Source organism: Mesorhizobium sp. CA13, from assembly GCF_020165235.1.
Classification (GTDB): domain Bacteria; phylum Pseudomonadota; class Alphaproteobacteria; order Rhizobiales; family Rhizobiaceae; genus Mesorhizobium.
In genome coordinates, this window is sequence record NZ_JAIUHS010000001.1 from 556,689 (window position 1) to 568,527 (window position 11,839).

The 11,839-nt window shown below is 63.6% G+C and carries 13 protein-coding genes; 1 reads left to right on the top strand and 12 read right to left on the bottom strand.

Translation table 11 applies throughout. From position 1 onward, the window contains the following. Positions 1 to 74: 74 nt before the first annotated feature. The 9 genes from LB566_RS02850 to LB566_RS02890 all read right to left on the bottom strand — a co-directional run bounded on the left by LB566_RS02850 (position 75) and on the right by LB566_RS02890 (position 7,952). Positions 75 to 542, bottom strand: coding sequence for a cytochrome c-type biogenesis protein (locus LB566_RS02850; RefSeq protein ID WP_224622976.1), 468 nt, complete (start codon positions 540 to 542; stop codon positions 75 to 77). Further along, on the bottom strand, positions 539 to 2,530 hold the full coding sequence (locus tag LB566_RS02855; protein ID WP_224622978.1) for a heme lyase CcmF/NrfE family subunit: 1,992 nt from the start codon (positions 2,528 to 2,530) through the stop codon (positions 539 to 541). Before LB566_RS02855 ends, LB566_RS02850 begins: the two co-directional genes overlap by 4 nt. Before the next feature lie 29 nt (positions 2,531 to 2,559). Next, the gene (ccmE, locus tag LB566_RS02860; protein WP_140494692.1) at positions 2,560 to 3,003 is read right to left on the bottom strand and encodes a cytochrome c maturation protein CcmE; all 444 of its coding nucleotides are present in this window, start codon (positions 3,001 to 3,003) and stop codon (positions 2,560 to 2,562) included. A gap of 14 nt (positions 3,004 to 3,017) precedes the next feature. Next, complete coding sequence (gene ccmI, locus LB566_RS02865) at positions 3,018 to 4,172, bottom strand: c-type cytochrome biogenesis protein CcmI (RefSeq protein ID WP_224622980.1); 1,155 nt, start codon at positions 4,170 to 4,172, stop codon at positions 3,018 to 3,020. A 127-nt stretch (positions 4,173 to 4,299) separates the two neighbouring features. Beyond that, positions 4,300 to 4,737, bottom strand: coding sequence for a hypothetical protein (locus LB566_RS02870; protein ID WP_140638774.1), 438 nt, complete (start codon positions 4,735 to 4,737; stop codon positions 4,300 to 4,302). A gap of 187 nt (positions 4,738 to 4,924) precedes the next feature. After that, complete coding sequence (locus LB566_RS02875) at positions 4,925 to 6,313, bottom strand: ATP-binding protein (protein ID WP_318012814.1); 1,389 nt, start codon at positions 6,311 to 6,313, stop codon at positions 4,925 to 4,927. Between the two features lie 28 nt (positions 6,314 to 6,341). Then, entirely contained in the window at positions 6,342 to 7,007 is a 666-nt protein-coding gene (locus tag LB566_RS02880) for a response regulator transcription factor (protein WP_140494700.1), read from the bottom strand. A 72-nt stretch (positions 7,008 to 7,079) separates the two neighbouring features. Then, positions 7,080 to 7,370, bottom strand: coding sequence for a hypothetical protein (locus tag LB566_RS02885; RefSeq protein ID WP_224622982.1), 291 nt, complete (start codon positions 7,368 to 7,370; stop codon positions 7,080 to 7,082). A 174-nt stretch (positions 7,371 to 7,544) separates the two neighbouring features. Next, a complete protein-coding gene (locus LB566_RS02890) occupies positions 7,545 to 7,952 on the bottom strand; it encodes a DUF3168 domain-containing protein (RefSeq protein WP_140553928.1) in 408 nt (135 codons plus the stop codon). 261 nt (positions 7,953 to 8,213) lie between these two features. Between LB566_RS02890 and LB566_RS02895 the strand changes: the two genes are divergently transcribed. Then, positions 8,214 to 9,002: a 2-keto-4-pentenoate hydratase gene (locus tag LB566_RS02895; protein WP_224622984.1), complete on the top strand. Its 789-nt coding sequence runs from the start codon at positions 8,214 to 8,216 to the stop codon at positions 9,000 to 9,002. A gap of 42 nt (positions 9,003 to 9,044) precedes the next feature. Here LB566_RS02895 and LB566_RS02900 read toward each other — a convergent pair whose 3' ends face one another. From LB566_RS02900 to LB566_RS02910, 3 genes are read right to left on the bottom strand one after another with little or no spacing between them, the layout of a single operon-like run. Beyond that, entirely contained in the window at positions 9,045 to 9,851 is an 807-nt protein-coding gene (locus tag LB566_RS02900; RefSeq protein ID WP_140520723.1) for an ABC transporter permease, read from the bottom strand. 4 nt (positions 9,852 to 9,855) lie between these two features. Further along, the gene (locus tag LB566_RS02905) at positions 9,856 to 10,689 is read right to left on the bottom strand and encodes an ABC transporter permease (RefSeq protein ID WP_140553931.1); all 834 of its coding nucleotides are present in this window, start codon (positions 10,687 to 10,689) and stop codon (positions 9,856 to 9,858) included. 16 nt (positions 10,690 to 10,705) lie between these two features. Beyond that, on the bottom strand, positions 10,706 to 11,815 hold the full coding sequence (locus LB566_RS02910; RefSeq protein ID WP_224622986.1) for an ABC transporter substrate-binding protein: 1,110 nt from the start codon (positions 11,813 to 11,815) through the stop codon (positions 10,706 to 10,708). Positions 11,816 to 11,839 lie beyond the last annotated feature (24 nt).

The window sequence follows — 11,839 nt, forward strand, 5'->3', positions numbered from 1 at the left end:
GAGCGGCGTACATTACGACGCCATTTCCGACGCATGAAACTTTGGTAATGTTGGCGAACGATCGCCGCCTGCACTCAATCGCGGCGCAGGATCGCCTCCAGTGCCGCCCGCTCGTCGGCGGAGAGGGATTTCGTCGCCAGTGTCCGGCGCGATCTGGCGTTGAGTACGATAAACAGGCCACCGGCCAAAAGCAGGAGCACCGGCGTGCCCCAAAGTAGAGCGTTGCGCAGGTCGAAGCGCGGCTTCAACAGCACGAACTCGCCGTAGCGTGAAACCACATAGTCCATCACCTGCTTGTCGGTATCGCCAGCGACCAGGCGCTGGCGCACCAGAACGCGCAGGTCACGGGCAAGGTCGGCATCGGATTCATCGATCGACTGGTTCTGGCAGACCATGCAGCGCAGCCCTTCCGACAGCGCTCGCGCCCTCGCTTCCAGCGCCGGATCGGCAAGCATCTCGTCGGGCTTCACCGCCAGCGCCGTGCCAGCAAAGGACAGCGCCAGCACCATCACGAGCGACGCGATGGACAACTTCGCCTTCATGGCAGGCCCGCGGGGCTCATGGCGCCCGTCTGCTTGCGGCGGCGCGAGGGTGCGCCGACGCGCAGGCGCCTGTCCATCAGCGACATGGCCGCACCAACCATCATGACCAGGCCGCCGCCCCAGATCAGCGTCACCAGCGGCTTCCACCACAGGCGCACCACGACCGATCCGTCATTGCCCTCGTCGCCGAGCGAAATATAAAGCTGCGAAAGGCCCATCGTCCTGATGCCGGATTCCGTCGTCGTCGTCTGGCGTACCGGATAGAAGCGCTTGGCCGAGCTGATTTCGCCAACGGGACTGCCGCCGACACCGATCAGCTCGAAGCGGCCGCGATCCTCGCTGTAATTCGGTCCCTGCGCCGGATGGAGCCCGACGAAACGCAGAGTGTGGCCCGACAATTCGACGGTTTGCCCGGCATGCATCGACAGGATTTTCTCGGTGCCGAAGCAAAGCGTGCCGACGATGCCAAGCGTGGTCAGGCCAAGACCGAGGTGGGCAAGCGCGGTGCCGAAGACCGAACGCGGCAGGCCGAGCAGGCGCCTGACCATGACCTTTGCGGCCACATTGCCGAACCCTGCCTTAACGGCGAGGTCGGTGAGAGCGCCGAGGATCAGCCAGACGGCAAGACCCACGCCAAGGGCCGCGAATACCGAAGCGCCGTCGATGAACAGGGCGGTGACCAGCATTGCCAGGAGCGCTGCCGCGAACGCCGCCATCAGGCGCTGCGCGACGGCGAAGATGTCGCCGCGCTTCCAGGCCAGCAGCGGCCCGAACGGAACCATGGCCAGCAACGGCACCATGAGCGGTCCGAAGGTGAGGTCGAAGAACGGCGCGCCGACCGAAATCTTGTCGGCCGAAAGGGCCTCGACGGCCAGCGGATAGAGTGTGCCGACGAGTACGGTGGCGGTGGCCGTGGTCAGGAACAGATTGTTCAGCACCAGCGCGCCTTCGCGCGAAACCGGATGAAAGAGGCCGCCAGCCGTCAGTCTCGAGGCACGCACCGCAAACAGCGTCAATGATCCACCAATGAACAGCGTCAGTATGCACAGGATGAAGATGCCGCGCGTCGGATCGGTGGCGAAGGCATGCACCGAGGTCAGGACGCCCGAACGCACCAGGAAGGTGCCGAGCAACGACAGCGAAAAGGTCAGGATGGCGAGCAGCAGCGTCCAGATCTTCAGCGCCGAACGCTTTTCCATGACAATGGCCGAATGGAGCAGCGCGGTGCCCGCCAGCCACGGCATGAAGGAGGCGTTCTCGACCGGATCCCAGAACCAGAAGCCGCCCCAGCCGAGTTCGTAATAGGCCCAGTACGATCCCATGGCGATGCCGCCGGTCAGAAACATCCAGGCGACCAGCGTCCACGGCCGCACCCAGCGCGCCCAGGACGCATCGATGCGTCCGTCGATGAGGGCGGCTACCGAGAAGGAGAAACAGATCGAAAACCCGACATAGCCGAGATAGAGCAACGGCGGGTGAACGGCCAGGCCGAGATCCTGCAGGATGGGATTGAGATCGCGCCCTTCGATGGGCGCCGGCGACAGCCTGGCGAAGGGATTGGACGTCGCCAGGATGAACAGGAAGAATGTCGCGCCGATCGCACCCTGCACGGCAAGCACGTTGGCGCGCAGCGTCGCCGGCAGGTTGGAGCCGAAGGCGGCGACCAGCGCACCGAAGAAGGTCAGGATCAGCACCCAGAGCAGCATCGAGCCTTCGTGGTTGCCCCAGGTTCCAGTGATCTTATAGATCATCGGCTGCAGCGAATGGGAATTTTCCCAGACGCTGGCGACCGAGAAATCGGAACTCGCATACGCGGTGACCAGTGCGGCGAAGGACAGCGCCGTCAAAGCAAAGCCGGTGATCGCGACGGGAGCGCCGACCGCCATCAGGCGCTGATTGTTGGTGCGGGCGCCGAACAGCGGCACCACCGTCTGCACCAGGGCCAGCGCGAAGGCCAGGACAAGCGCGAAATGTCCGGTCTCAACCATGATCGCCAACCCGGCTATATCGAGCCTGCCTATTCACTCTTGCTCTCCTGCCAAACGCCCTTGGCCTTCAGCCCATCGGCCACCTCCTTGGGCATGTAGCGCTCGTCGTGCTTGGCCAGAACGCTGTCGGCCACAAAGACGCCATCCGGGCCGAACGTGCCCTCGGTGATGACCCCCTGCTCCTCGCGAAATAGGTCAGGCAGGATGCCTGTATAGGTGACCTTGACCGATTTATGGGTGTCGGTCACCGAAAACGCCACTGTCGCCCCCTGCCCGCGCTGGATCGTGCCTTTTTCCACCAGGCCGCCGAGCCTGATGCGCTGGCCCGGTTGCACCGTCGCCGTGGCCAGATCGGCGGGCATGTAGAAATAGGACGCCTTCTGGCCGAGCGCATAGAATGTCAGGCCGGTGGCGGCGCCGAGGAAGGCCAGGCCGCCCGCGATCACCGACAATCGTTTCTGTTTGCGCGTCATTGTACGGTCCAGCCCTATTGCGTCGCCGTCAGGCCGAGCGAAGCGGCAAAAGCGGTGAATTTCCTGGCTTCGTCACTGTCGGCTCCAAAGACGGCAATAGCGCGGCTCAGCGCCTCGCGCGCCTGGTCGGCCTTGCCCAGCACGATGTAGGAACGAACGAGCCGCATCCATCCTTCCGGGTCGCGCGGATTCTGCCGCAGCTTCTCGCCGAGCCCGGCGACCATGGTGTTGATCATGGCTTCCCTGTCCTGCGGCGACATCGATGAAGCGGCATCGATATCGCCCGCGGTCGGTCCGTTTGCCGGCTCGCTCGAAGCGACGCCTGCATTGCCGGCGCCGGAACTGCCGGACTTGGCCAGCGCCTGCTCGATCGCGCCGCGCCATGGCGAATCCTTCGGCAGCGTGCCCAGCATCGCCTGCCAGGCCGCGGCCGCCTCCTTGCTGCGGCCCTCCTGCGCCAGGGCCATGGCCAGGTAGAAGCCGGCCTTGGCATTGGCGGGGTCAAGCTTCAGGGCCGCCTCGAAGGCCTCCTGGGCATCCGCCGAAACGATGCCGCCGGCCGCACTGGCGATCGCCTCGCCGAGACCGGCTCGGCGAACGGCGCTGTCGCCGTCGAGGCGAATGGCGTTGCGATAGGCGGCGACCGCGTCGGAAAAGCGCTGCATGCGCAGATAAACCGGCGCCAACACGTCCCATCCCCTGCCGTCGGACGGATTGGCGGTAAGGTGGGCTTCGGCGCGAGCCACAAGTTCGTCGACCGAGCTGTCGGCCGGATTCTTGGCCAGGCGCTCGCTGAGCGGCTGCGAGGGCAGATCGGGCGAGCCGATATTGATGTACAAGCCCCAACTGACCAGCGGCACCGCCAGCACGGCCGCGGTGGCGACAAGCCGCGTCGCGACGGATGTGCGTCCGACGGATGCGCTGCCGGCCTGGTCCGTATTGTCGAGGCGAAGGATGCGCCGGGCGATCTCGGCGCGCGCCTCATCGGCTTCGGCAGGCTTGATCAGCCCTCGGGCGGCATCGCGGTCGAGTTCGGACAGTTGATCGCGATAAACTTCCAGATCGTGCTCGCCGCTTGAAGACGCGCTTCTGGCGCCACCGGCCAGCGGCAGCAGCACCGCCAGGCTGGCGCCCAGCGTCAGGATTGCGGCTATGACCCAGAACAGCATGGTTCTTCCAATAACGGCATAGCCTTGCCCTGCCAACACAAGCATACTGCGACGCTTTGACGGCGGGCGCGCTGCATATCCTTCATCGACATCAATCGGCCGGGTCCGAAATGGACCGGCTAGGCCGTCAGGTGAGCGGCGTCCAACTGCCATCGGCGTTGCGGCAAGCCGTTCCACGCGCCGTGACGCCTGCCCCGCCAGTAAAGACGGTCTGCGTATACTGGCGGCAGTCCTGTGAGCCGACGCGGTAGGGTTGAGCCGGAACCACTTCGCCATAGCGGGACGCCTGGGTGCCCTTCCACGTCACCTTCTGGCCGCTCGTGGTGTATTCGAGCGCCTTGTATTCCGCCTCGAGCGCGCTGCGCTTTTCGGCGTCGCTAAGCCCGCTGCCGATCGACCCGCCAATGAGGCCGCCGCCCATCGCAGAGATAATCGTCGTGGCGACTTTGCCGCTGCTGGGTGGCGTGGAGGCCGGCGTCGCAGCGATGGTGGGAGCCTTGCCGCCCAAGGTGGTGCAGCCGGAAACGGCCATCAATGCGGAAACAAGTGCGACGCGAATCTTCATGCCAACAACCGGTTTTCTTGAGCTGGAGCCTGTCATGGATGAGCCGGGGGCCGCGTCATCGGAGAAGTCGGCGAGCCTATAATGTTGATATTTGTCGGAAATTTGGCCGTTGGGCCCGCTACGGAGCCAATCGGTGCGCCGCCATAACATGCCCAGTCCGTCAATGTCGATCGGCCGGGGAAAGGCATCACTGAAGGCTCCGCAATCGCACTACCGCCTTCAATCCGCCCATGCCGGACCGTTCGAGCAGCAGTACGCCTCCATACTCGTTGACGAGGTCGGCGACAATGGCCAAGCCGAGACCCGTGCCCGGCTTGGTCTCGTCCAGGCGTCGTCCACGTTTCAACGCTTCGCGCGCTTTTTCCTCGGGTATGCCCGGCCCGTCGTCTTCGATGGCGATCTCGAATATGTTGTCGTCCTTGTCACCCACGGGAACGACGGAGACCGAAACCGCGCTCTTCGCCCATTTCATCGCGTTTTCGAGCAGATTGCCGAGCAACTCCTCGAGGTCCTCGCGCTCGCCGGCAAAGACGATCTCGATCGGCGGCAGCGACAACGACAGCTTGGTCTGCGGATTGAGCTTCTGCAAGACCCTGGCCATGCGCTGCACCAACGGCGTTATCGGTGTGCGGTAGACGACGCTGTCGCGCTGCGCCGCGACGCGGGCGCGCTGGAGATAGTGATCGACCTGCTTCTGCATGGAAGCGGCCTGTTCGGCGATCAGTTGCCCCTTGGCGCCGCCAAGCGCCCGCCCCTCGTTGAGCAGCACCGCCAGCGGCGTCTTCAGGGAATGGGCGAGATTGCCCACCTGAGTCCGCGAGCGCTCGACGATACGCCGGTTGTTCTCGATCAAGGCATTGGTTTCGTTGGCAAGCGGTTCAATCTCGGCTGGAAACTGGCCGTCAAGCCTTTGCGCGGTGCCTTCGCGCACCATGGCGAGCGCATTCCTGACCCTTCGCAGTGGCTGCAAGCCGAGCAGGATGGCAATGGCGTTGATGGCGATCATGCCGACGCCGAACAGGGAAAGGTAGGTCAGGAGGCGGCGCTGGAAGGTGGCGATCTCCTGTTCCAGTTCGGTCTTGTTGCCCATGACGCGAAAGCGGGCGGCGCGATTCTTGGCATCGAGAACGAATTCGCTCTCGAACACGACCAACTCCTCGCCATCGATGCCTTGCGCCGCGTAGCTGCGCTGGAAATTGGCGTTGAAGGGAACGTCCGCCACGTCGGGCGACGGGATCGTCCGGGTCATCGATGATGAGTGGAGATTGCCGTGCACGCCTTCCGAGGCGGGTTCGACGGACCAGTACCAGCCCGAATTCGGTTCCGAGAAGCGGAGGTCGCCGAGATCCGGAGCGCCGGTGAGAGCGCCGGTATCGGAAATGCCGATGGAGCCGATCAGGTTGAACAGATGCGCCGAAAGCAGGCTGTCGAAACCGCGCTCGCTGGCCTGGCGGTAGAGCGTGGTAATGAGGGTGAAAATGACGATGAGGGTCAGGATCGCCCAGACCGTGGAAAAGGCGATGACGCGGAACGTCAGCGAGCGCGGCCACAAGCGCAGCGAGAGCCGCTTGCTCACGGTTGGGTTGGTAGGGAGCGGTTCCGCCTTACGCCTCCGGCTCACGCATGCGATAACCCATGCCGCGCACGGTTTCGATCATGTCGATGCCCATTTTCTTACGGAGCCGTCCGACAAACACCTCGATCGTGTTGGAATCGCGGTCGAAATCCTGGTCGTAGAGATGCTCTACCAGTTCGGTCCGCGAGACGACCTCGCCCATGTGATGCATCAGGTAGGCAAGCAGGCGGAACTCATGCGATGTCAGCTTCAACGGCACGCCGGCGACATCGGCCTTCGAGGCCTTGGTGTCGAGGCGCAGCGGCCCGCAGGTCAGTTCGGATGAGGCGTGGCCGGCGGCGCGGCGGATCAGCGCCCTGACCCGCGCCAGAACCTCCTCGATATGGAACGGCTTGGTGACATAGTCGTCCGCGCCGGCGTCGATGCCGGAGACCTTGTCGCTCCAGCGGTCGCGGGCGGTCAGGATCAGCACCGGCATCTTGCGGCCGCCGCGCCGCCAGCGCTCGACCACGCTGATGCCGTCCATCTGCGGCAGGCCGATGTCGAGCACGACCGCGTCATAGGGCTCGGTGTCGCCGAGGAAATGGCCCTCCTCGCCGTCATATGCCCGATCGACGACATAGCCTGCGTCGACCAGCGCATCCGATATCTGCCGGTTGAGATCCTTGTCATCCTCGACGACCAGTACGCGCATGCGGGGACCACTGCCTGTTGACCGATGGCTTCCAGCTATAGGCCGATTCCGCCGGTCTGGGAAACGATGGGGTCAGTTCTGCGGGACGACAATCTCGGAGCGGCGCGGACGCTGCCCATCCTTGCCGGGGACAAGCACGACGATGACGCAGACCGGCTGCCCACCTCGCGTCGACTGCGAAGCCTTGGCAAGGGTCCCGCCATTCTGCTCGGCCACCCGCTGGCCGATCGCGTAGCAGTCGGCCGCCGCCACGACGACCGGTTCATCCTGCGCGGCTGCCGGCGCTGCGCTTGCCGGCGCCGCAATCAGCCCGGCGCAGAGCGCCAGGGTCGCGGTTCGGAAATGGGAGCGGAGCGTTCTCATGGCCAGCGTTGTAACGCATCGGCGCTGAACGTGAAATGAACGGTGACCGCCGCTGAAACCATGCTCGCCACACCCCTGCAACGCGAGACAAACAATTGAGATTTCATCGCCCAACTCGATGAAACCCATGAAGTTCCAGTCTAGACTCCGTTTCGTTCATATTGAAAGCGCGCGTCAGGCGTTTTCCTGGGTCAGCGCCCGAAAACGCAGCAGGCCGTGATGGACAAGCAGTTCCTCGTCATAGCGTGCCTCGCTGAATTCGAGCGACAGGCGTGTCTGGCCGCGAGCGCCGACCTCCAGCACCGCGTCGGCAAGGCGGGCCTCGATGGCATCCATGATGGCGCGCGTTTCGGCGTCGCCATGGGCTTTCGACCAAACATGCAGCGTAATTAGTTGATCGTCGCTGTTCTCGGCGCCAGTGTCCCAGTCAAAGGCGCAGGTCTGGCCGCATGTCACATAGGGAAAGGCGGCGTTGTCGGTTGGTTGTTGCCGCAACCCGGCGCCGCCCAGCAGCGCCGACAGGGACGGATCGCTTTTCAGCCTCAGAAACAATCCCTGCTGCAAATCGCCGGGCGCCGTCATCGTTTTTCTCCCTCGCCCGTTGCGCTACCGACCCTAGCATGCCAGAAGCTCTTCCGCGTTCTAGACGCTTTGCCATATATAGCCATTTACCGTACGGACATGATTGCCGATTCGTCGTCACGATGATGAATGTCGATGATTTCGAAAATACGACTTCCTGATAATCTCGTCAGCGACGACGCATAGCGGATACCCGTTGCGCACCGCAAGCATCAGCAACGCCCGGCAGCGGCTCATTTTCCTAGATTTCAGGAGCTGATCATGCTCGATCCAGAAAAGGCCAGGGCCGCGTCGCGCCTCCTGGTAGGCCATTGGGACCAGGGCACTCGTCTCGACGCCATACCCGAGGAATTGCGGCCGAAGACGCGGGCCGAAGGCTACGCCATCCAGTCGCATGTGATGGATCGCTCAGTGGCTCCACTCTTCGGCTGGAAGATCGCGGCAACCAGCCTGGCCGGCCAGCGGCATATCAATGTCGATGGCCCGATGGCCGGGCGCCTCCTCGCCGAGAAGGCAGTCGAGGTCGGTGGCTCCGTTTCCCTGGCGACTAGCAAGATGCGTGTCGCCGAGATCGAATTCGCCTTCCGGTTCGGCCGTCAGTTGCCGCCTCGCCCGGCGCCTTATGAAATCGGTGATGTGATGGACGCCGTGGCGAGTTTGCATCCGGCGATCGAAATACCGGACTCCCGCTATGAGGATTTCTGCGCTGTCGGGGCGCCGCAGCTCATCGCCGACAATGCTTGTGCCAATCTGTTCGTCATCGGCGAGGCGGTGGAAGACGATTGGCGCGACGTAGATCTCGCGAAGCACCCGGTGGCAGCTTCTGTCTCTGGAAAGTCGCAGCATAACGGATCAGGAGCAGCCGTGTTGGGCGATCCTCGTATTGCGCTGACCTGGATCGTCAACGAATTGTCGGGGCTGGGCATAGCGCTCCAGCCGGGGCAAGTGGTGATTACAGGCACTTGCGTGACGCCGATCAGCATAGAGGCCGGCGACGAAGTCATCGGCGATTTGGGTAGGTTCGGCCGGGTCTCGGTGTGCTTCTGCTAGCAGTTACCTCGGTGACAATCCCGTGAGGCAGCCAGCCCCCGGTCATTGTCCTCCGCGCAGCCGCACCACGACGCTGCGCACTGCAAGCACCAGCACGGTGATGACGATCAGGATCACCGAAAGTGCGGCGATCGCCGGGTCGATATTGTCGCGTAGGCCCATCCACATCAGCCTGGGCAGCGTGATGGCGTTGACCGAGGTGATGAACAGCGTGACTCCTATCTCCTCCCAGGAGAGAACGAAGGACAGCAGTGCCGCGGTGACGATGCCGAATTTGATGTTGGGCATGATGATGCGCGTGGCGCGCTCCCACACGCTTGCGCCAAGGCCCCGCGCTGCGAGGTCGATACGACGGTCGAGCTGACTGAGTGAGACCAGGATCAGCACCGTGGCGAAGGGCACCGTCATCACCGAATGCGCCATGGCCACACCCAGCCACGTGTCGTAGCCGAAAAAGGAACTGACGCCGGAGATCGAGGTGAGCAGGAAATAGAGCGTCACCGCCGAGACCACCGGCGGCACCACCATCGGCAACAGCACGAAGCCGACCAGAGCCGCGGTGAAGCGCGGCTGGAACATCCACACGCCAAGGCTGAAGCACAGTGCCAGCACCGTCGAGATGACACTGCTGACGATGCCGATCCTAATGGAAAGCAGGATGGACTGGAGCCAGCGCGGATCCTCGACCAGCGAGCGGTAATGGCGCAGCGACAACTCGCCCGTCGGCATCGCCAGCATGCGGCTCGGCGTCAGCGAGACCGGGATCACGGCCAGCAGCGGCAGGAGCAGGAACAGCGCCACCAGGACGGCGAGGGCCAGCGAAACGGGACCGGGGCGATAGGTCGGCATCGCGCTACACCAATTGCTTTGGTCTGACGTAGCGGAAAAGCAGCGCCATCAGAACGCCGACGAACAGCACCAGCACCACGCTGATGGCGGCACCCAGCCCCCAGTCCGGGCTCTGGAAGATGCGGAGATAGATCAATTCGGCGATCATGACGCTGCGGCCGCCGCCAAGGATCGCCGGCGTGACGAAGAAGCCGAGGGAGAAGACGAAGACGATCAGCGCGGAGCCGATGATGCCGGAGCGGGTCATCGGCACGAACACCGTCCAGAAGGTGCGCATGCGGCTGGAACCCAGCCCGCGCGCGGCGAGCAGCACACGCTCATCGAGGCTGCGCATGGAAGACGCCAGCGGAAAGACGGCGAAAGGAATGAGGAAATGCGTCATGCCGACGATGACGCCGAATTCGTTGCGCACCAGCGTCAGCGGTTCGCTAATGAAACCGATCGACTGCAGCCACGTGTTGATCAGGCCGCGGTTGGAGAGAAGCGCCACCCAGCCGAAGGCGCGCGTCAGCACCGATATCCAGAACGGCACCAGGATGCAGAATTCGGCCAGCACCCGCTGCACCGGGCTGCCGCGCACCCAGACCACGGTGATGGCATAGGCAGCGGCAACCGACACAATGGTGACGATCGCCGCGATGCGCAGCGTGCGGACGAACACCGACTGCACCAGCGGGTCGGTCATCAGCGCGCCGTACTGGCCAAGCCCGGGCGTCGGCAGCGTGAAGCTCCACTTCACCACGCCGAGGAAAGGCCAGGCATAGGCGAGGCCAAGGAACAGGAGCAGCGGCGCCATCAATAGCGCCGCGCCCATCCTGTCGGAGAGAACGCCTCTCATGTCAGCCCAGCGCCGGTCAGGCGGAGATGATCTTGGTGTATTCGTCCAGCGCCGCGCCGTAATTCTTGGCGTACCAATCCATGTCGAGCGGGATCTGCTTCTTCATATTCTCGGGATCGACCGGATTGATGCGCTTCTTATCGGCCGGGACCAGCGCATCGGCGGCGGGGTTGGCCGGACCCTGGCCGAGCTTGTCGAACATGACGAGCTGCTTTTGCGGGTCCTGCGCGCTGGCAATGAACTTCATCGCCGCGTCCTTGCCGCCGGGGTTGTTCTTCAGCACGGCCAATGCGCCGGGCGAGATCAGGCCCTGGTCCCAGATGAATTTGATCTGACCGCCCGAATCCTGCTCGATCAGCGAGGCGCGCGTCGACCAGACGATGGCCATCGAGGCTTCGCCGTTGAGCAACACGCTCTGGCTTTCCGCGCCGCCGCCCCAATAGGCGACGACGTTCTCCTTGAACGCGGCGATCTTGTCATGCGCGCGCTTGAGGTCGAGCGGATAAAGCGAGGCCGGCGCGATGCCGTCGGCGAGAAGAGCCGCCTCCCAACTCGACACGCCCCATTTGTAGAGGGAGCGCTTGCCGGGGAATTTCTTCACGTCGAAGAAATCGGCCATGCCGGTCGGGGCATTGCTGCCGTATTTCTGCGAATCGTAGGCGATCACGTAGGAGAAGAAATAGGTCGAGGCGGCGTAATCCCAGCCGAAGCCCGGCCGCATCTTCTTCTTGTCGACTATTGTGTAGTCGATCGGCTCGAGCATGCCTTGCGCGCCGAGCGTGATGGCCGAGAACGGGTCGACGTCGACAAGGTCCCAGGTCGGCGCACCGCTTTTAAATTGTGCCGCGATGGCCCCTTCGGTCGGGCCGGAGCCATCCATCTTCACGGTGATGCCGGTGTCCTTGGTGAAAGCTTGTCCATAGGCGGCGTCGTAAGCCGTGATGGCGTCGCCGCCCCAGTTGACCAGCACCAGTTCCTTCGCCGCGGCGAAGGACTTGGTCGAGCGCAGCAGCGGCGTCCCGGCAAGCACGAGGGCTGCAAGTTGCGTGAATTGCCGGCGCGATATCTCACCGCGCTTTGTCCTTTCGGACAGCGTTTCGAGGGCCTGTTTCTTGGTATCGTTCATGTTAGTTCCCCTTTGTTTTCGTTG